This window comes from Glycomyces sp. L485, assembly GCF_022548875.1.
Lineage (GTDB): Bacteria > Actinomycetota > Actinomycetes > Mycobacteriales > Micromonosporaceae > Glycomyces.
Map to the genome: position 1 here is coordinate 1 of NZ_JAKZEW010000058.1, position 19394 is coordinate 19394.

A 19394-nucleotide genomic window follows, 5' to 3' on the forward strand; every position below is an offset into this window, starting at 1 on the left:
GTGGGAAACCCCTCATGTTCGGGACCCGGACCGCCTGCCGCCCAACACAACACAAGCAAAACTCACCCACCAACGCCGCCACACGCGCACCCGACCCCCGCAGCGAACCCCGGGAAACCCTCCACCTCTCCGTCGCTGCCGCCCTTGGCGCAGATCGACCACCCACGAGAACGACGCCGCCAGCGCCCCAAGAGCCATTTCCGGCCTCCCCAGGCAGAACGCCTAGCGCTCCGAGGCTCCCGCATCGAGTTGGCGGGGGCGTTTTGCGATCGTTCTACGATCCCTCGACGGCCTGCCGGTAAGGGCTTCGCTGTAGATTCACACCCCTCAATTCAGGACGCAAACCTCGTTACTTAAGGTTTCAAGCATGACGAAGATATCTCGCAAAGCATCACGAAGAGGACTGATCGGCGGTATCGGCGCTATCGGGCTCGGCTCGCTCGTGGCCTGCTCCTCCGACGGCGACCCGGTTCCCTCCGACGCCGTGACCACGGCCGACGGAGGCGCGAACTCCTCCGAGTCGACCCCGGCGTCCGCCTCGGAGGCCTGGGACCGGCTCATGGAAGGCAACGCCCGCTGGGCCGCTGGAGAGTCCGAACACCCCGGGGGCGGCGTCGCGCTGCGCGAGGAGCTCGCCGGGGGCCAGGCTCCGTGGGCGATCGTCTTCGGGTGCGTCGACTCCCGCGTCTCCCCCCAGTACGTCTTCGACACCGGCAACGGCGACCTCATGACCGTTCGGACCGCCGGCAGCACCTTCGACCCGCTGGTCGCCGAATCGGTCGCCTATGGCCCCTACGCGCTGGAGACCCCGCTCGTGGTGGTCCTGGGCCACCAGCACTGCGGAGCGGTGACGCATACCGCCCACGCCCTCGGCCACACCGACGAGCCGGACGACTTCGACCAGATCACGGCCGCGCTCACGCCGTCTTACGAGACGGTCGAGGGCACGACGGACTCCGAGGACGAGCTGGTGGAGGCGATGATCCGCGCGAATGTGCTCTACACGGTCGAGCAGCTCGCGCAGGCGCCCGAGTTCGAGGGGCCGCTCGCGAACGGCCTCGAGATCGTCGGGGCCTACTACTCGCTCGACACCGGCGAGGTAGAGCGCCTCTAGTCACACGGGAGGGGCGGCCGCGCTCGGCACGGCCTTCTTTCGCCCTATTTGAAGCCGCGGTGGAGGGCGACCGCGCCACCGGCGAGATTGCGCCAGGCGACCTTGCGGTAGCCGGCCTTGACGATCCGTTCGGCGAAGGCCGCTTGGTCCGGCCAGTCCATGACGGTCTCGGCCAGGTACTTGTAGGCCTCGGGATCCGAGCTGACCCTCGCTGCGACCTTCGGCAGGATCCGTTTGACGAACAGGCCGTGGGCGGCCCGGTAGGGCTTCCACTTCGGGTGCGAGACCTCGCACAGCACGAGCCGCCCGCCCGGCTGGAGGACCCGCAGGATCTCGGCGAGGCAGCCGTCGAGGTCGTCGACGTTGCGGATGAAGAAGGAGCCGGTGACGGCGTTGAAGGTGTCGTCGGCGAACGGCAGGCGGAGCGCGTCGGCGGCGACCAGCGGGACCTGGCGCTCGCCGTGCTCGCGCAGCATCCCCAGGGAGAGGTCGGCGCCGATGACGTCGGCCCCGGACTTGGCCAGCTCAGCGGTCGAGATGCCGGTCCCGGCGCCCAGGTCGAGGCATCGCTCCCCCGGCTGGAGGCTGAGGGCCTCGCGCGTGGACTTGCGCCAGCGCCTGTCCTGCCCGGCGACCATCACGGTGTTGGTGCGGTCGTATGCCGGAGCGACCCGGTCGAACATCGCGGCGACGCGACGGGGCTCCTTACGCGGGGTATTCGGTTCACTCACCTGGCTCACGTGCTCAGCCTCGCACATCGAGGAAAGGAAATCCGCCGGAGCCCTGTGGTTGTGGGCCCCGGCGGATCAAGGGGTTTGCGGGCGCGCGGGGGTGCGCGTCACACGCGGCCTGGAGGGAGCAGGGGAAGAAAGGCTGCGTGTTCGCCCGGCAGGAGCGCCATTCGGGATGGCGAGATTGGTCGCGGAGCGATGCGGGATACGACTGTTCGGACGGTCGTCATGGTCACCTGCACCTCCGCGCGTCATCGATCGGACAGTGAGCGGGCCGACCGTCGGCGCCTTGAGCGCTTCGCGGTGCGGCCTGCGTTACTGGAACCACAGTGACTCATGCCGGGGTGTGATGTCGATCTATGAAACCGAACCGTTATCGCACGTAACCCAAGCGATAACTAAGCGGTGCGTGCTGTCACAGAAAAGCCGTCGGTCGACCGATTAGGGGTCTGAGCGGCTGGTTTGCAGGGATTTGCAGTGCCTGGCGGGGTGCGCGTGCGCACGCGGACGCGTACCCCGCCGTCTCCAGGGGATAGAGGAAGGCAGTGGGCCGCTCCCCGATCGGGCCGAGTTCTCGGCCTGTTCACCATCGCGTACGGCGGCGGCGTCCCACAAGCACCGAGACCGAAGCGTTACCGAAGCTCAATGTTCGATCAGGCGTCCCTTGACGACGGTCGCCTTGCAGTTTCCGGCACCTTCTGAGACGAGTGCCGCGTACGGGTTGGCGTCGGTGTCGACCTCGAAGACGGCCAGGTCGGCCCTGCCGCCGACCTTGATGGCGCCGATGTCGGTGCGTCCGAGCGCGGCGGCGCCGCCCTCGGTGGCGGCGCGGACGAGCCATTCGTTGAGCCCGTCGCCGTCGTCGCCTTGGCCGAGCGCCATCTTGCGCAGCACGGGCCATTCGGCGGCGATGTCGAGGTCGGGCGACGAGGCGCGGGAGTCGGTGCCGACGGCCACGGGGTTGCCCTCCTTGCGGTGGGCGGCCACGGGCGCCTCGCCGGCTTCGAGGCGGGCGTTGGAGCGGGCGCACAGGACGACGTGGGTGTCGTGCTCGCGCAGCAGCGCGCGGTCCTCGGCGTCGAGGTGGACGCCGTGGGCGACGTGGGAGTCGGTGCCGAGCCATCCGACCTTCGCCATCTGCTGGGCCGGGGAGTGCCCGGCGCCGCCGCTGGCGAGTTCGAGGTCGAGGCCGATGCGCCGGTTCATGAACGCGAACGGGCCTGAGCCGCGGCGCACGAACATGTCCTCGTGGGTCGTCTCGGCCAGGTGGGGGTGGAGGCGGATGTCGAGGGTGCGGGCGAGCTCGGCGAGGCCTTTGGCGACGCCGGTGCCGAGCGAGTAGAGCGTGTGCGGGCTGATGCCGACGGCGAGGTCGGAGCCGTTGACGGCGCGGGTGTCGGTGACGACTTCGCGCCAGGACTTGCGGCGCTCCTCCCAGGCGTCCTCGTCGATGAAGCAGGCCTCCCAGTAGGCGACTCCGGCGAGGTCGGACTCCAGCAGCGGCCCGAAGGCGGCTTGCGGGGTGACGACGTCGGCGACGGCGGTGACGCCGTGGGCCAGGGACTGGTCGATGCCGTCCTGTACGGCGCAGCGCCACTCATCGTCGGTGGTCTGGGGGTTCCGCCTGGGGAACTCCTGGATCCACTCGAAGAATTCCTTCTCGTTGTCGTGCATGTCGGCGAAGCCGGTGTAGCACAGGTGCGTGTGGGCGTTGACCAGGCCGGGTGTGAGGACGCCGGCGAAGGCGGTGGTGTCGTCGGCCTCGGGCGCCTCCGCGGCGGGGCCGACGTAGGCGATCCGCCCGTCGTCGACCCCGACCGCGCCGTCGCGTATGGGATCACCCGCGATCGGAACGACGACGGGGGCGGTGTAGATGTGCATGGAGCCGAGCTTACCCAGTGTGCTCGGTGGACTCCTCGAGCGCGGTGTAAGCCGGGAGGATGACGTCGCGGATGAGCGCCTGGCGCTCGGGGAAGGGCAGGAACGCGGCTTTTGCGGCGTTCATGGTGCAGCGCTTGACCTCTTCCCAGCCCCAGCCGAAGGTCTCCGACAGCAGTTGGAACTCCCGCGAGGTGTGGGTGCGGCTCATGAGCCGGTTGTCGTTGTTGACGGTGACGCGGAAGCCGAGGTCGTAGAGGGGCTTGATCGGGTGGGTCGCAATCGATTCGGCGGCCTCGGTCTGGAGGTTGGAGGAGGGGCAGACCTCCAGGGCGATGCGCTGGTCGCGGATGAAGGAGGCGAGGTGGCCGAGTCTCGGCTCGGGCCCGGTGAGGTCGATGTCCTCCATGATCTTGACGCCGTGGCCGAGGCGGGCCGCGCCGCACCACTGGACGGCCTGCCAGATGGAGGCAAGGCCGAAGGACTCGCCGGCGTGGATGGTGAAGGGCATGGACTCGCGCCTGAGGTATTCGAATGCCTCGAGGTGGCGGGCGGGCGGGTTGCCGATCTCGCCGCCGGCGATGTCGAAGCCGACGACGCCCTGGTCTCGGTAGGCGACGGTGAGTTCGGCGATCTCCCGCACGCGGTCGGCGTGGCGCATCCCGCACAGGATCGTGCCGACCTTGATCGGGTTCCCGGCATCGGCCGCGAGTCGCGAGCCTTCCTCGAAGCCAGCGAGGCTGGCCTCGACGACCTCGCCGAGCTTCAGGCCGGCGCGCAGCTGCTGCTCGGGGGCGTAGCGGATCTCGGCGTAGACGACGCCGTCGGCGGCGAGGTCCTGGGCGGCCTCGGAGGCGATGCGGTGCATGGCCTCAGCGGTCTGGGAGACGGCGATGGTGTGCTCGAAGGTCTCCAGGTAGCGCTCCAGCGTGCCGGAGTCGGCGGCCTCGAAGAACCAGTCGGCGAGCGCCTCGGGCTCGGTCGCGGGCAGCGGGTGGCCGGCCTGCTCGGCCAGTTCGATGATGGTCGCGGGGCGCAGGCCGCCGTCGAGGTGCTCGTGGAGCACGACCTTCGGGGCGGAGCGGATCTCGTCGTGGGACAGCGGTGCGGGATTCATCCCACGAATATTAGTCGGCCTTGATCGCGACGAAGCCTCAGAGCCTGACCTCGTCCCAGTGGACGGGCCGCTCCTCGGCGAAGACGACGGCCCACTCCAGGGCCCAGCGGCGGTGCCATACGAGGTTGTCGTCGACACCGCCGGGCGGGGGCGTGCCGTTCCTGCGCGATTGGTCGCAGACCCAGTCGAGGCAGTAGTAGAGGTCGAGCATCTCGGCGACGACGGCGGCGTCGCGAGTGGTGGTGAGGTTGCGGTCCCGCCAAGCGCTGAAGGACTCGGGGCGGCGCAGGTCGGGCAGGAGTTCGGGGAGGTCCTCGGTGCAGGCGACGCCGGGGTCGAGGTGGTCGACGAGGCCGAGGAGCCAGGCGACGGCGTAGAGGCTTTCGAGCTGGTCGGCGTAGCGGGCCCGCTCGCCTCGGCCGCAGGCGATGAAGCCCCATTCGTCGGGCGCGAGCTCGTCGAGGACGTGGGCGTCGAGGAGCCAGCGCATGGCAAGCTCTTCGGGCATGTCGAACACGCGGGCCTGGACGATGTTGAGGATGGCGGCGCGGGCCTCCATGTGGATGCGCGGCCTGAGCTGGGGGAGCCTTCCGTCGGGGAAGGGCAAGGGGAACTGCTCTGGGGGCGCGGGCACGCCCAGCGCATCGAGACCGTCCATTGTACGCACTCGCACGCTGCGGGGATCTGAGATCAGCGACGGCATGTGGGCTCCCTACCACTAAGGGTTCACCTGACGGGGTGGCTGCGTAACTCGGAGAGATATTTGTGAATGACTGTAGCGTCCGACACACGCTCCAGTCAATGCGGGCCCGAGGATCGACTCCGCTCCGCACCCGGGCCATCCGGTTGTTGCGCTGGTGTTTCGTATCCGGTCAGGCTGAGTCTCTTGTGGCTTGACAGGCGATTTGGGACCGGTCGGGACCAAGGGGCGGTTTCGGAATTGTCCGGCGCGCGCACGCCGCTGGCCGTGGAGTAGAACGGTGCGGTGGACACCTACCGCGTGATCGCCGGCCGCTACGAACTCGCCAGGCCCGTCGGCGCGGGAGGCATGGGCCGGGTCTGGCAGGGCCTGGACGCGCGGCTCGAACGCGAAGTGGCCGTCAAGGTCGTCAGGCCGGACCTCCTCGACGGCCCCCTGCGGGAGGAGGCCGCCGCCCGGTTCCGCCGCGAAGCCCGCGTCACCGCCCGGATCGCCCACCCCGGCGTCCCGGCGATCTTCGACGCCGGACTCGACGAGGACACCGACGAGCTCTACCTCGTCATGGCGTACCTGCCGGGCCTGAGTCTGCGGGACCTGCTCGACGAGTCCGCTCCGCTCCCGGCGGACTGGTCAACGGCGATCGGCGCGCAGCTGGCCTCGGTCCTGGCCGCCGCGCACGAACACGGCGTCATCCACCGCGACCTCAAGCCCGCCAACATCATCGTGGGCGTCGACGGCCGGGTCTCGGTCGTGGACTTCGGCATCGCCGCAGTCCTCACCGGCGAGGCCACGCGACTGACCGCGACCGGCGACAAGCCCGGAACGCTGAACTACATGGCGCCCGAGCAGATCAAGGCGCGCCCGCCGAGCCCGGCCTCGGACCTGTACGCGCTCGGCGCGCTGCTGTTCGAGATGGTCACCGGGGAGCGGCTGTTCGCCTCGCGGGGCTCGGCCTACGAGGTGCAGACCGCCCACCTGAAGGAACTGCCCGAGCCGGTCCGCCGCCGCAGACCGGACCTGCCGGTCGAGTTCGGGGACCTCGTCGACCGGATGCTGCGCAAGGAGCCCGCCGAACGCCCGCCGAGCGCCGCCGAGGTCTACCGCCTGCTGGCGGGGCAGCTCGGCGAACTGCCCGCCTCCGGTGCGGCCGTGCACGACTGCGGCGACCCGACCTGGCCGTTCCGGGCGCCGCTCGCGCCCCCGGCGGTGGCCCGCGAAGTCGCAGCCTCGCGCAGCCCGGTGCCGTCTGCGCCGCGCGACGGCGCCGAACGCCTGGCCGAAGCCGACCGGCGATTCGAAGGCCGGGACTTCCACGGCGCGCTGACGGCGTTCCGGGCCCTGGCCAAAGACTTCGAGGCCGCCGATTCGGCCACGGCGCTCTGGTGCCAGGTGCGCGCGGCGCAATGCCTCGCGGCCCTGGGGAACGCTGCATCCGCGCTCAGTGGTCTGAGCAGCGTCATCGAACGGCAGCGGCGGCTGGTCGGCGAGGCCGACCGGCGCACCCTGCGCAGCAGGCGCATCGCGGTCGACATGCTCGTCGCGCTCGGCCGGAGCGCCGAGGCGCACGGCGAACTCGCGCGGTTGGCAGAGGACATGGCGGATGCGCTGGGCCCCGAGGATGCCGATACGATCGAATCTCAACGGCTGCTTCGTGCCTGGTCCGTTCCGCCCCAGGCAGGTCCGGTGTGGCCTGTGTAGTCTCAATCCACGGCTGAGAGTCCCCGTAACCGATGACCGCCCCCGGTCCCCTTGCCCCGCAGCCCGCCCGTTCGAAGACCATCGCCGACATCGGCACGGTCCTGTGGGCACTGCTACCGCTGCTGACGTGCGGTTTCGGCGCGCCGATCGCCCTGTCCGTCGCACTCGCCAGGCACCGCAGCAACGCAACGCTCGTGGCACTCGTCCTCCACAGCGTGCTGCTGGTGGCCGCGTGCACGGTCGTCGGAGTGTTCGGCGAGACGCCTCCACTGTGGGCCGACACCGTCTTCTACGTCGGAGTCGGAGCCGCCTCGATCGGCGCCACGGTCCACCTGTTCGTGATCCGGCCGCAGGTGTGGGCGCCAGCCGCGCCGCCGCGGGTGCCGATCGCCAGGTCGAACGGGCCCGAGGCGGTCGACCGGGCCCGGCAGCTGCGGCGCCAGGCCCGCGAGACGGCCGCGGCCGATCCGATGCTGGCCCAACGGCTCGGCATCGGACGGCCCGACCTGCCCCGCCAGTTCGACGACGGCGGCCTGGTCGACCTCAACCACGCCCCGGTCCACGTCCTGCGGACCCTGCCGGGCGTGACCGAGTTGAGCGCCAGGCAGATCCACGACCGGGTCGAGCGGTCCGGGCCGTTCCAGACCCTCGGCGAGGTGCTGCTGGTGGTCGACATCAGCCCGACGTTCGAGCACCACCTGCGCGAGTATGTGGTCTTCATACCGTGAGGGCCCGGGGCATGCCCCGGGCCCTCAACGCGCTTTCGCGAGATCTACTCGAAGCAGATGACGCCGCTGGTGCGGTCGAACTGGTCGATCAGCTCGTAGTAGCCGCCGGCGCAGTCGGCCAGGGCGCCCTCGACGTCGGGGGCGGCCCAGTCGGCGACCTCGAAGGTGGTCGCGGAGATGACAGTGGAGTTGGCCTCGGCCGAGTCACACGGGAGCGTCGCCCAGTCCAGGTCGGCGCTGGCGAAGCACTCACCAGTGTCGGGCACCTTCGGCGTCCGGCCGTCCTCGCCCACCTTGTCGATGGCCTCGATGCAGAACAGGTAGTCGACGGCGCCGGTGGTCTGGTCGTAGATCATGTTCCAGTCGGTGCGGAGCTTGCCCGGCACGTAGGCGCCGACCTCCTCGCCGCACAGGTCGAATGCCGGCTGAGGGTCGGCGAGGGTGCCGCCGGTGGCGACGGCGTCGGAGTCGGCGGTGATGGCCGTGATCGTCCAGTACGCCAGCGGGTCGGCGCAGTCGATGGCGAACTCGCCGGAGTCGGCGCCGATGACCTCCTGGGGCAGGCAGTCGCCGGCGGCGGCTTCGGCCGCGGCGTCCACGGCCTCGCCGCTGACCTCCGTGGCGTCCGAGTCGGAGCCGCTCTCCTCCAGGATCCCGCAGCCGGCGAGCGCTGCGGCGCCGAGCAGTCCGGCGCCGGTGACGGCGAGGAGGCGCTTGAAGGGGGCGAGGGTATCGAATTCGTGAGTCATATGTAGCTTTCTATGTGCCACTGCCGATCGGGGCTGGGCAGTGAGGTTGATTCACCGCAGACTATGTCGGGACTCCGACGGCGCCGCGGCTCGGAGCCGGAGCCAGTGACGCCCATACAGAACTAACCGGGCATTCCGCCAGGCACAAGAGACTCTCGGACGGCGCCGATGGCCAAGATCACGCGCCGGGCAGGCACGCGAGCAGCGCGACGGCGGCGCGTGTCGGGTCGTCGCCGAACTTCAGAGTGGACGGGGCACGGAGGAGCTGGGGACGCTGGGGGTGCGGGTTCCGCCCATATGGTCCGCGCACCCCCACGTCCGGCGTTCGGCGCTAGCCGATCTCGACGAAGTACTTGGTGCCGTCGAACGACATGAGGTCTTCGAAGTAGACCAGGTACGTCTCGGCGTCGGAGGGGATCTCGACGCAGGTGGCTCCGGCGGCGGTGCCGCCGTTGGAGACCTCGGGGGCCTCGGTGAGGTCTTCGGGGACGACGTTGAGGCAGTCGGTGCTGTCGTAGAAGGTGCCGTCGGCCCAGATGCCGACGGTGACGTCGAACCACAGCGATCCGGTCTCGGAGCCGTTGTAGGTGCCGTCGACGGTGAACAGCGCCAGCTGGGAGCCGTCTGCGGGCGGGTCGTTGAACTCGTTGTGGCCCAGGATTTCGTCGGTGGCGTCGAGCTTGATGTCGGAGGGGGCGACGGTCCAGTCGCCGACCTCGACGGACGAGTCGGCTGCGAGGGGGGCGTCGATGCTGGTGCCGTCGCCGTCCGCTGGGGCTTCTTCGCCGGCGTCCTCGGCGGCCTCGGTGGTGTCCGAGCTGGAGCCGGAGCCGTCCTCATCCTCGGTGCCGCAGGCGGTGAGGCCGGCAAGTCCGAACAGGCCGATGGCGCCGACGGCGAGGAGCTTCTTGGCGTCGATGTCAAGGTTCATGGTCTGCCTTCCGTGCATGAACATCTTCATTTCTTGTGAACTCACTTCACGAGCATAATTAGCCGTGTCGGGACTCAGCAAGTAGAGATGGGTTACGATTCGATAAAGCGAACAGGGGAGCCGCATGACCGAGGACGAGACCATCACCTTGACCGACCTCGCACGCCTTGCCGAGGTCGGCCGCAATGCCGTCAGCAACTGGCGCAGAAGAGAAGCCGACTTCCCGTCCCCGGTGGACGAAGGCGCTCGCCGACCCCGGTTCGCCCTCGCCGACGTCGAGCGCTGGGCCGCCGAGCACGGCCGGCGCCTGCGCGTCACGGCCGCCGACCGCCTCTGGTTCTCCCTCCAAAGCGCCTTCCCCTCCCCCGACCACACCCTCCAGGCCATCGCCTCGGCGCTGTCCGGCCACGACGGCGAACACCGCACCCTCGCCCGCCAACTGGAGGAACTCACCGCCGACACCGAACCCGCCGCACTGTTCGAGTTCTTCATCGAGCGCGCCCGCGAAGCCGCCGGCACCGGCACCCCGCCCGGCATCGGCGCCCTCGTCGACATCGCAGCCGCCTGCGCCCCCAAGAAGAAAGACCTCACCGTCCACGACCCCGCCTGTGACGAAGGCGACCTCCTCACCGAACTCGTCCGCGCCGTCCCCGGCATCACCGCGGTGACCGGTCAGGACCTCTCACCCACCCGAGGCGCCATCTGCGAACAGCGCCTGCGCCTTGCCCGCCCCGACGCCGACGTCCGCGTCCATATCGGCGACTCGCTCCTCAGCCCGCTGCCCGACGAACGCTTCGACCTGGTCGTATCCGACCCGCCGTTCAACCTCAAGGACTGGGGCTACGACCGCCTCCCCGCCGGCGACGACCCGCGCCTGGCCTACGGCACCCCGCCTCGAACCGAACCCGAACTCGCCTGGGCCCTGCACTGCCTCGCCCTGCTCGCCCCCGGAGGCATCGCCGTCGTCCGCATGCCCGCGATGGTCGCCCACCGCCGCTCCGGACGGCGCATCCGCTCCGAACTGCTCCGCTGGGGCGCACTGCGGGCCGTCATCGACCACCCGGACTCCAAGGCCCACATCTGGGTCCTCGCCCCCCGCGCCGAGACCACCCGCCTCCTCGTCTCCACCGGCGCCGACTTCGACACGGCCTGGCACGCCACCGGCCGGGTCGCCACCGCCCACTCGGCGACCGTGCCGCTCATGCAGCTGTGGGACGAGGACGTCGACATCTCCCCCGCCGTCTACCTCGCCGCCGCCGACACCGACACGGGCCAGCTCGATCAGCACGCCGACCGCCTCGCGGAACTGCTCGACACCGCACGGAACGCCCTGCCGCGCTTCGGGACCGCCGCCGCCGGGACCGCCCCCGAGACCACCCTGGCCGACCTCGAGCGCGACGGCCTCATCGCCGTAACTCCCGGCGCCACCGACGGAACCGGCGTCGTCGTCGACCCGCTCAGGCCGCAGACCGTCCGACTCGGCGACCTCGACACCGCACTAGAGACACAGTGGACGATCGCGTGCGAAGCCGAAGCGGTCGACCCCGGCTGGCTTGCGGCCGTCATCGCCGCCCGACTGCCCACGGCCACCAAACGCACCGCGACCGGCGTCAAGCGGCGCCTCCTCGCAGTCAAAGTCCCCCGCATCGCCCTCGCCGAGCAGCGCCGACGCGGCGCGGCCTTCGCAAAGGTCCTGCGCCTGCGCGACGCCCTCCAAGCAGCCGAAGCGGAATCGACCACGCTGGCGGACGGCACCGCCGCGGGCCTGGTCAACGGCACCATCACAGTGGACGAATAGCCCCGTCCATATCTCTTCATCGGCCTCAAGCGCATTCGGGATGCACGACACCTGCCCGGCCATCGTCGCGATCGTGATCGCCCCAGTGCTAGCGATCTACTCGTTCATACAGAAGCACTTCAAGAAGGGCACCACCAAAGGCCATCGCCAAGCGGCAACCAACCACGAAGTGCGCACAGCAGCCCATGAAAGCACAGTGGACAGAGACTCTAGAGTGAAGCCGAAACTGTCAGCGCCGTGATAACGTAGCAGCTCAGCAAGTGTGCTCCCCGCGCATGCGGGGATGAACCCCAGATCATCAGCACCCAGCCCGTGGACGACGAGTGCTTCCCGCGCATGCGGGGATGAGCCCCCGCCCTGGCCCGGCGTGCGCTGCGTGTACTTGTGCTCCCCGCGCATGCGGGGATGAGCTCCTGTCTGGAGTATGACAAACGCCGTTCCCGGCGGGGTCCTCGCGCATGCGGGACAAGCAGGGCGGGCACCCGCAGACCGGAGCTGCGCGGAGATTGACGCCATTTCTGGGAACCCAAGTCTTCCAGTACTTTTCGTACACTCACTGACGGAAGCGCTACATCGGATCATCCACCCAGATGATCCGATATCCCTCTACTGGAAGGAACCCAGTGAACCCACCCACCCGACGGTTCGCGGCCGCCGCAGGCGCCGCAGCGCTGGCCGCCTCGCTTCTCGCGGGAGCGCCCGCCGCAGCCGAAACCGAGAACACCCTCCTCCCCGGCTACGGCATCGACTGGGCACCATGCCCGGACGTCGAACCCGAAGAGGAAGTCGACTGCGCCACCATCAAAGTGCCGCTCGATTACCGGCGTCCCTGGGGCGAGAAGATCGAGATCGGCCTGGCCCGCCGCCAGGCCACGAACCCCCACGAGAGGATCGGCACGATCCTCATGGACCCCGGCGGCCCCGGCGGCTCCGGCGTCTCGACCATCGAGGCCTTCAACCCGCTCACCGAGGCCGCCGCAGAACGGTTCGACATCGTCGGCTTCGACCCGAGGGGCGTCAACACCAGCACCCGGGTCCAATGCGGAGCCGACGCGGTCGACGCGGTCGACGCGATCGGCATCCCCACCGACCAGGAGTCGTTCGAAGCGCTCGAAGCGGCGAACGCGAACCTCACCGCCGACTGCCGCGAACGCACCGGGAGGCTGTTCGACCACGTCGACAACCTCCACACCGTCGAGGACATCGAGCGCATCCGCCGCGCTCTCGGCGAGGGCAGGCTCAACTACCTCGGCTACTCCTACGGCACCCTCATGGGCCAGCAGTACGCGGAGAAGTACCCGTGGTTCATCCGCACCATGGTCCTCGACGGGAACATGGACCACAGCCTGGAGTCCACTTGGGACTTCGTGAGCACGGAGACCGCCGCGGTCGAGGAGAACTTCGTCACCTTCGCCGCCTGGTGCGAGTCCACTCCCGAGTGCGAGCTCTACGGCGAGGACGTCGCGGCCCTGTACGGCGAGCTGAAGGAAGCGGCGCGCGCCGGCGAGTTGACCGACCCGCTCACCGGTGAGCCCCTCGACTTCTACGGCCTGTCCGCTCAGGTCTTCCAGGCCAACATCCCGGAGGGCTGGAGCTCCCTGGCGATCATCCTGCGCGCCATGCACGACGGCGAGATGCTGCCCCCCTCCTTCGACATACGGCAGGAGGAGATCGTCGAGTACCCGTACTACCCGATGTGGTGCCAGGACTGGGGCTACGAGATCGCCGACTACGCCGAGTTCGAGGAACTGACCGGCAAACTCGCCGCCGAATACCCCAACGTCGAATGGACCCCCTACAACGCGCACGCACTGACGTGCGCGGGCTCGGGGATCGAGAACACGAATCCGCGGGCGGAACTCGACGTCGACTTCGCGCCGCCGCTGGTGTTCATCGGCACCGTGCACGACCCCGCCACGGTCTACCCGTGGACGGAGGCCTCGGCCGAGCAGGCCGGCGGCCACCTGATCACCTACGAGGGCTACGGGCACACCATCTACGGCCGGCACTCGTCCCCGTGCGTGAACGAGGCGGTCGACGCCTACTTCGTCTACCGCGCGGCCCCAGAAGACGGCCTGAGCTGCGAGAATCTGAACTTCCCGGGTGACTCGACCCTCTTGAACGACCGAGACCCGCTGAACGTGGGCCCCTTCTGACCGAATAAGCGAGGGGCGGCGGCCGGGCTTAGCCCGGCCGCCGCCCCTACCTCGTCGTTGAGCCGCCGAGGGGATTCGAACCCCTAACCTACTGTTTACAAGACAGTTGCTCTGCCAATTGATGCTACGGCGGCAGGTCAGACCCGATCTGGTGGTCCGCCGCCACGATTGTACCGGCAAGGTGGACGCCCCCGGAAACACCCGAACCGGCAGCACCGCCGGGCTCCTACTCCTCGCGGAAGGTGTAGATCTCGGTGCCCTCCTCGACCAGGCAGGCGAGGTGGACGTCGGAGGCGGCGCAGGCGTAGGACGAGAACTCGCTCTGCAGCAGGTGGCGCGAGCCGTCGCGCACGCCGAGGCCGACCACCGGTCCGGTGCGCAGCCCGAAGGTCGACCGGGCCGGATAGGCCAGGGCGCTGCCGCCGTCGATCCCGCCGAATGTCTCGTCGGCGCCGTTCCCGCCGACCTCCTCGAAGTTCTTGTCGAAGATCTGGGTGCGCACGTTGTCGCCCTCGTAGTACTCGACGAGCAGGCGGTCCCCGACGGCTTCGACCTCGTCGTACCTGAACCGGTCGAAGGTGTGGACGACGTCCTCTTCGGCGGCGTCGTAGACCCGGTAGGTGTAGACGCTGAGGTCGTCGCCGCGGGTCTCCCGTACGCAGACGCGGTCCTCGCCGCACACGACCAGGCCTTCGACCTTGGCGTCGGCGTCGCGGACGCGCTCGGAGTCGATCTGTTCGAGGGTCTCGATGTCGTAGGCGTTGATGAAGTAGTCGTTGTCGCCGGGCACGACCACGAACATGCGGCCGTTGTGGGCGAGGTACCAGTCGTCCACCGTCTCGATCGCCTCCGAGGCGAGCTCCCGACCCGACTCGATGTCGAGGACGTGGACGACGTCGTCGCTGGTCAGAACCCAGACCCTACCGTCGCCGTTCGCCTCGGGCACGGGGTTGACGAGGTCGTCCGCGGGCTGGACGAGACCCCAGTCCGAGATGGTGACCTCCTCGTCGCCGAGGTCCCACGAGCGTTCCTCTTCGCCTTCGCTGCCGTAGACGGAGACGGTGTTGCCGCCCTCCCAGGCGGAGACGAGCCGGTCGCCCACGCGCGCCGCCTCCGACGACGGCAGCGTGAGGGTCCTGAGGGTCTCGCCGCTCTCCCAGTCGAGGAAGTGCCAGGTGTACTCCCTGTCCCCGGCGGCGATCTCGCCCTCCTGCCGGATGGCGAGGATCTCGTCGGAGGAGTAGAGGGTGTCGGACCACCCCTCGCCCGGGAAGACCCGGTCACCGTCCCACAGCGCCTCGCCGGTGTCGTTGCCGACCGCGCGCAAGTGGAGTTCCCCCTCGGCGGAGACGCCGTCGACGGTGTAGGCGAACAGGGTCTTGTCGCCGAGGACGCGCGCCGCGTAGACGTCGTTGTTGACCTCGCCCTCGTACGCGACGGCTTCGCCGACCTCCCGGAGCTCGGTGAACTCGCGCTGCTCGTAAGGGTCGGTGAAATGGAACCAGGCCAGGGGCGCGGCGACGGCGAGGACCGCGATCGCGGCGACGAGGGCGATGACCTTGTTGCGCCTGGTCTTGCGCCCTCCGGACACCTGGAGCGGCAAGGTCGCGTCCAGCCCGGGCGTCCGGGGCGGCAGGCTCCCCGGTTGCGCGGCGGTGGCCGGGGACTGCACGGCGGGCGGCGACATCGCCGCGGGCGGGGTCACCGGGGCCGACCCGGCGGCGGCGACCGCCGCACCCTCCGAGACGGGCAGCTCGGGCTGTTCGAGCGCGGTGGGCGCGATGCCCAGCTGCTCGTGGAGGACCTTCGCCACCAGCGGCATCCGACTGGAGCCGCCGACGAGGAACAGCCCGGCGAGATCCTCTGAACGCCTGCCGCTCAGGCCGACGACCCGCTGAGTCTCGCCGACCGCGCGCGACAGCAGCGGGCGGGCGAGCTGGTCGAGCTCGCCCCGCGTCAGGTGCAGGGCCTGCTCCATGCCGGGCACGGCCACCGGCGCCACCGAGGAGCGCGACAGCATCTCCTTCGCGCCCCGCACGTCGTTCCACAGTGTCCTGCGGTTGCGCAGTTCGGTCGCCGATCTCGGCTGTTCGAGCCGCTTCCACAGGTCCGGGTCGCGCTGCGCGACGGTCTCGCCGATGTGCGCCACCAGCGCGGCGTCGAAGTCGAGACCGCCGAGGTCGGGCAGGCCGCCGTCGGCGAGGACGCCGAAGGAGCCGTCGGGCCGGCGTTCGACGACGGCGATGTCGAGGGTCCCGCCGCCGAAGTCGAAGACGGCCAGGGCCCGGCCGGGGTCGATCGGGTGGGACAGCCGGTTCGTGTAGTAGTGGGCTGCGGCGACCGGTTCGGTGACGATCTGCACCGGCGCGTAGCCGGCCCTCGCGGCGGCGTCGTGCAGAACGGCACGCCGCTGCTCGCCCCAGGCCGCGGGGCAGGTCAGCACAGTCCTGGGCAGGCCGCCGATCGCCTCGACGCACTGGCGGGCGACGCGGGTGAGGATCGCCGAGAAAGCGGAGGCCACCTGGATCTCGCGGTCGCCCAGCAGCATCGTGCCGTCGCCGATGCGCTGCTTCGGGTTCGGCTCGAACCTTTCGGGCGCGGTGGGGCCGAGCCGCTCGGCGTCGCGTCCGACATGGATGGTGCCGGCCTCGTCGAGGAACACCGCAGACGGCATGACCGGGGAGCCGTCGAACAGCAGCGGGCGGGTGCGGCCGTCGGGCCAGACCACGACGGCGACCGTGTGCGACGTACCGAGGTCGACACTGAGGAGGTAATCAGCCGGCATGTGGGAGCAGCTCCGGGGATATGGCTTGCAGGGAGATCTCTAGGTCGTGCACTCGCCCCTAGCGGCGCTGGCGCTGGACCTCGGCCAGAGCGACCGAGGCCGCGACGGAGGCGTTGAGCGATTCGACCTCGGAGGCGATCGGTATCCCGACGCGGTAGTCGCAGGTTTCGGAGACGAGGCGTGAGACGCCTTTGCCTTCGTCGCCGACGACGATGAGGAGGGGGTCGTTCGCGACGGGCAGGTCGAAGACGTCGGCGTCGCCGGCGGCGTCGAGGGCGACGGTCATGTACCCGGCCTCTTGGCAGGCTTTGACGGAGCGGGCGAGATTGACGACCTTGGAGACGGGGAGTCGGGCGGCGGCGCCGGCGGAGGAGCGCCAGGCGACGGCGGTGACCGACGCGGCGCGGCGGGAGGGGATGACGAGGCCGTGGCCGCCGAAGGCGGCGGTGGAGCGGATGATGGCGCCGAGGTTTCGGGGGTCGGTGACGCCGTCGAGGGCGACGAGGAGGGGCGTGGTCCCCGAGGTGGCGGCGGTGTCGAGCAGTTCGTCGAAGTCGGCGTATTCGAACGGTTCGATTTCGAGGCCGATGCCCTGGTGGAGGGCGTTGTTGGTGCGGCGGTCGAGGTCGCGTTTGGCAAGTTCCTTGACGGGGAGGTCGCGGTTGCCGGCGATGCGGACGGATTCGGCGACGCGGTCGTCGAGGTCGGTGCCGAAGGCGACGTAGAGTGCGGTGGCGGGGACTTTCGCGCGCAGGGCTTCGAGCACGGGGTTGCGGCCGAGGATCATCTCGGCTTCGTCGGTGCGGCGTTCGCGCTTGGGCTTGGCTTTGCCGATATTGGTGGTGCGGCCTTCGGAGGCGGCTTTGGCGCGCTCTTTGGCCTGCTTCCACTGGGTCTTCTTGGGCTTGTCGTCGCCTTCGTAGGACTTGTGCCAGGGCCGGTCTTCGGCTTTGAGGGTGCGGCCTTTGCCGGACAGGCCCTTCTTCTGGCCGCCGGAGCCTTTGGCGGGGCCGGCCTTGGAGGTCTTGCGGCGGTTCGGGTGGCCGCCTTTGCTGCTGCTCATGTGTGTCTTCCCCCGTGGAGTGGTCGTTGTGCGGCGTCTGGTGTGCCCGTGGTGCGGTTATTCAACCGTCCAAACGGGGCCACGAGGGGTGTCTTTGACGGTCACGCCGGCTCGGGCCAGTTCGTCCCGGATGCGGTCGGCGGCGGCGTAGTCCTTGCGGGCGCGCGCCTCGGCCCTCTGTTCGAGCGCGAGGGCGACGAGCGAGTCGACGACACCGGTGAGTTTCGCGTCGGCCGGTTCGTCCCAGTGCGGGTCGAGCGGGTCGAGGCCGAGCTGTCCGAGCATAGCTCGGACGCCGCCTGCGATGTTGGCGGCGGCGGTGTCCTTGCCCTCATCGAGGGCGGTGTTGCCTTCGCGGGTCATGTCGTGGATCGCGGCGACGGCGGCGGGCGTGTTGAGGTCGTCGTCCATGGCTACGACGAAGTCGGAGCAGGCCATGCCGCCGATGGTGGATTCGGTGCCGAGTTGTTCGGCGGCGCGGTGGACGAAGTTGGAGAGGCGGTCCCAGGCTGATTGGGCTTCGCCGAGGGCGGCTTCGGAGAAGTCGAGCGGGGAGCGGTATTGGGCGGTGGTGAGGTAGTAGCGGATGTCGACGGGCCTGAAGCCTTTTTCGCCGAGCGCGGTGACGCTGAGGGTGTTGCCGAGGGATTTGCTCATTTTGGTGCCGGCGAGGTTGAGCAGGCCGTTGTGGACCCAGAAGTTCGCGAAGCCGAGTCCGGCGCCGCGGGATTGGGCGAGCTCGTTCTCGTGGTGGGGGAACATGATGTCGGTGCCGCCGCCGTGGATGTCGAAGTCGTCGCCGAGGTAGCGGCGGGCCATGGCGGAGCATTCGATGTGCCAGCCGGGGCGTCCGGGGCCCCATGGGGAGTTCCAGGCGGCATCGGCGGGTTCGAGTGGTTTGTGGGCTTTCCAGAGGCCGAAGTCGCGGGGATCGCGCTTGTCGCCGGCGTCGGGGCTGGAGAGCATGTCGTCGGGGCGGCGGTGGGAGAGTTCACCGTAGTCGGGCCAGGAGGTGACGGAGAACCAGACGTCGCCGGCGTCGGTGACGTAGGCGTGGCCACGGGCGATGAGTTCTGAGATGAGATCGATCATCTGGGTGATGTGCCCGGTGGCGCGCGGTTCGTAGGTGGGGGCTTCGACGCCGAGTGCGGCGTAGTCGGCGGCGAGGCGGCGCTCGTTCTGGTAGGCGATCGACCACCAGGGGCGGTGCTGCTCTTGTCCGCGGACGAGGATCTTGTCGTCGATGTCGGTGATGTTGCGCACGTAGGTGACGTCGTAGCCGCTGCGGCGCAGCCACCGGATGAGGACGTCGTAGGCGACGCCGGAGCGCAGGTGGCCGATGTGGGGCGGTCCTTGGACGGTGAGTCCGCACAGGTAGACGCCGGCCCTCCCGGGCTTCCGGGGCTGGAAGTCGCGGACGGTTCGGGTGCCGGTGTCATACAGTCGCAGGCTCACGCAGCAAGTGTATCGGCCCTGCGTCTCCGGGCCCGGGGCTGTGCGTCCGTGTCGCGGCCCAGGTCAGCAGTGGCGTCTTCGGCGGCCTGGACTGTGGCGGGCGGGGCCGCGGGCAGCCGTGGGCGCTCCCGGTCCTCCTCCCCCGCCGCTGCGCCTGGAAGAGGTGTGCCCGCACGTCACCGCGCCGTCGGTACCGCTGGCCCCACCATCGGCCCCCAGCTGGGCCCACCTCGAATTGGGACGCTGTCTGCATTGGGCCGCAACGTGTTCGGAAATAGCCTCAATCATGAAGCCCAGCACAAAGCTCCTGATTGGAACAGCATGATTTCCGCGAAAGGCTTGCATAAGTCATACAAGAAGACCGTCGCTGTGGACGATCTGTCCTTCGAGGTCCGCCCTGGCGTGGTGACCGGCTTCCTGGGGCCCAACGGCTCAGGGAAGTCCACGACTATGCGACTCATGCTCGGCCTCGACCACGGCGGGGGCGAGAC

At 69.5% G+C, this 19394-nt stretch carries 15 protein-coding genes, 1 tRNA gene and 1 CRISPR repeat array; of the genes, 6 read left to right on the forward strand and 10 right to left on the reverse strand.

Features of this window, described 5'->3' with window-relative positions; genetic code table 11:
• The first annotated feature begins 367 nt into the window (after positions 1-367).
• Entirely contained in the window at positions 368-1114 is a 747-nt protein-coding gene (locus L0U85_RS18875; protein ID WP_241379311.1) for a carbonic anhydrase, read from the forward strand.
• A 44-nt stretch (positions 1115-1158) separates the two neighbouring features.
• Here the strand turns inward: L0U85_RS18875 and L0U85_RS18880 are convergent, their stop codons facing one another.
• The 4 genes from L0U85_RS18880 to L0U85_RS18895 all read right to left on the reverse strand — a co-directional run bounded on the left by L0U85_RS18880 (position 1159) and on the right by L0U85_RS18895 (position 5498).
• Positions 1159-1845 carry a class I SAM-dependent methyltransferase gene (locus L0U85_RS18880; protein WP_241379312.1) on the reverse strand — a complete coding sequence of 229 codons (687 nt, stop codon included), beginning with the start codon at positions 1843-1845 and terminating at the stop codon, positions 1159-1161.
• Positions 1846-2487: 642 nt separating this feature from the next.
• Positions 2488-3726, reverse strand: coding sequence for an amidohydrolase family protein (locus tag L0U85_RS18885; RefSeq protein WP_241379313.1), 1239 nt, complete (start codon positions 3724-3726; stop codon positions 2488-2490).
• A gap of 10 nt (positions 3727-3736) precedes the next feature.
• On the reverse strand, positions 3737-4840 hold the full coding sequence (locus L0U85_RS18890; RefSeq protein ID WP_241379314.1) for an adenosine deaminase: 1104 nt from the start codon (positions 4838-4840) through the stop codon (positions 3737-3739).
• Between the two features lie 37 nt (positions 4841-4877).
• Complete coding sequence (locus tag L0U85_RS18895; RefSeq protein WP_241379315.1) at positions 4878-5498, reverse strand: DUF4272 domain-containing protein; 621 nt, start codon at positions 5496-5498, stop codon at positions 4878-4880.
• 327 nt (positions 5499-5825) lie between these two features.
• Between L0U85_RS18895 and L0U85_RS18900 the strand changes: the two genes are divergently transcribed.
• Both L0U85_RS18900 and L0U85_RS18905 read left to right on the forward strand, forming a co-directional pair.
• Complete coding sequence (locus tag L0U85_RS18900; RefSeq protein WP_241379316.1) at positions 5826-7238, forward strand: serine/threonine-protein kinase; 1413 nt, start codon at positions 5826-5828, stop codon at positions 7236-7238.
• 32 nt (positions 7239-7270) lie between these two features.
• On the forward strand, positions 7271-7966 hold the full coding sequence (locus L0U85_RS18905) for a helix-hairpin-helix domain-containing protein (RefSeq protein ID WP_241379317.1): 696 nt from the start codon (positions 7271-7273) through the stop codon (positions 7964-7966).
• 44 nt (positions 7967-8010) lie between these two features.
• Here the strand turns inward: L0U85_RS18905 and L0U85_RS18910 are convergent, their stop codons facing one another.
• On the reverse strand, positions 8011-8715 hold the full coding sequence (locus tag L0U85_RS18910) for a hypothetical protein (protein WP_241379318.1): 705 nt from the start codon (positions 8713-8715) through the stop codon (positions 8011-8013).
• 331 nt (positions 8716-9046) lie between these two features.
• Complete coding sequence (locus L0U85_RS18915) at positions 9047-9691, reverse strand: hypothetical protein (RefSeq protein WP_241379319.1); 645 nt, start codon at positions 9689-9691, stop codon at positions 9047-9049.
• A gap of 79 nt (positions 9692-9770) precedes the next feature.
• Here L0U85_RS18915 and L0U85_RS18920 point away from each other — a divergent pair, with 79 nt between their 5' ends.
• Both L0U85_RS18920 and L0U85_RS18925 read left to right on the forward strand, forming a co-directional pair.
• Positions 9771-11444 (forward strand): N-6 DNA methylase, encoded by a 1674-nt coding sequence (locus L0U85_RS18920; protein WP_241379320.1) that lies wholly within the window; start codon positions 9771-9773, stop codon positions 11442-11444.
• A 258-nt stretch (positions 11445-11702) separates the two neighbouring features.
• Positions 11703-11914: a CRISPR direct-repeat array (repeat unit 19 nt; unit sequence CCCGCGCATGCGGGGATGA).
• Between the two features lie 153 nt (positions 11915-12067).
• Complete coding sequence (locus L0U85_RS18925) at positions 12068-13600, forward strand: alpha/beta hydrolase (protein WP_241379321.1); 1533 nt, start codon at positions 12068-12070, stop codon at positions 13598-13600.
• A gap of 60 nt (positions 13601-13660) precedes the next feature.
• Here the strand turns inward: L0U85_RS18925 and L0U85_RS18930 are convergent.
• The 4 genes from L0U85_RS18930 to cysS form a co-directional block, all read right to left on the reverse strand.
• Positions 13661-13734 (reverse strand) — tRNA-Thr (locus L0U85_RS18930).
• Positions 13735-13826: 92 nt separating this feature from the next.
• Positions 13827-16385, reverse strand: coding sequence for an Hsp70 family protein (locus L0U85_RS18935; RefSeq protein WP_241379322.1), 2559 nt, complete (start codon positions 16383-16385; stop codon positions 13827-13829).
• Positions 16386-16443: 58 nt separating this feature from the next.
• Entirely contained in the window at positions 16444-17448 is a 1005-nt protein-coding gene (gene rlmB / locus L0U85_RS18940; RefSeq protein ID WP_241379323.1) for a 23S rRNA (guanosine(2251)-2'-O)-methyltransferase RlmB, read from the reverse strand.
• 57 nt (positions 17449-17505) lie between these two features.
• Positions 17506-18903 (reverse strand): cysteine--tRNA ligase, encoded by a 1398-nt coding sequence (gene cysS / locus L0U85_RS18945; protein WP_241379324.1) that lies wholly within the window; start codon positions 18901-18903, stop codon positions 17506-17508.
• Between the two features lie 321 nt (positions 18904-19224).
• Between cysS and L0U85_RS18950 the strand changes: the two genes are divergently transcribed.
• On the forward strand, positions 19225-19394 hold a 170-nt coding region (locus tag L0U85_RS18950), incomplete at its 3' end, for an ATP-binding cassette domain-containing protein (RefSeq protein WP_277606058.1).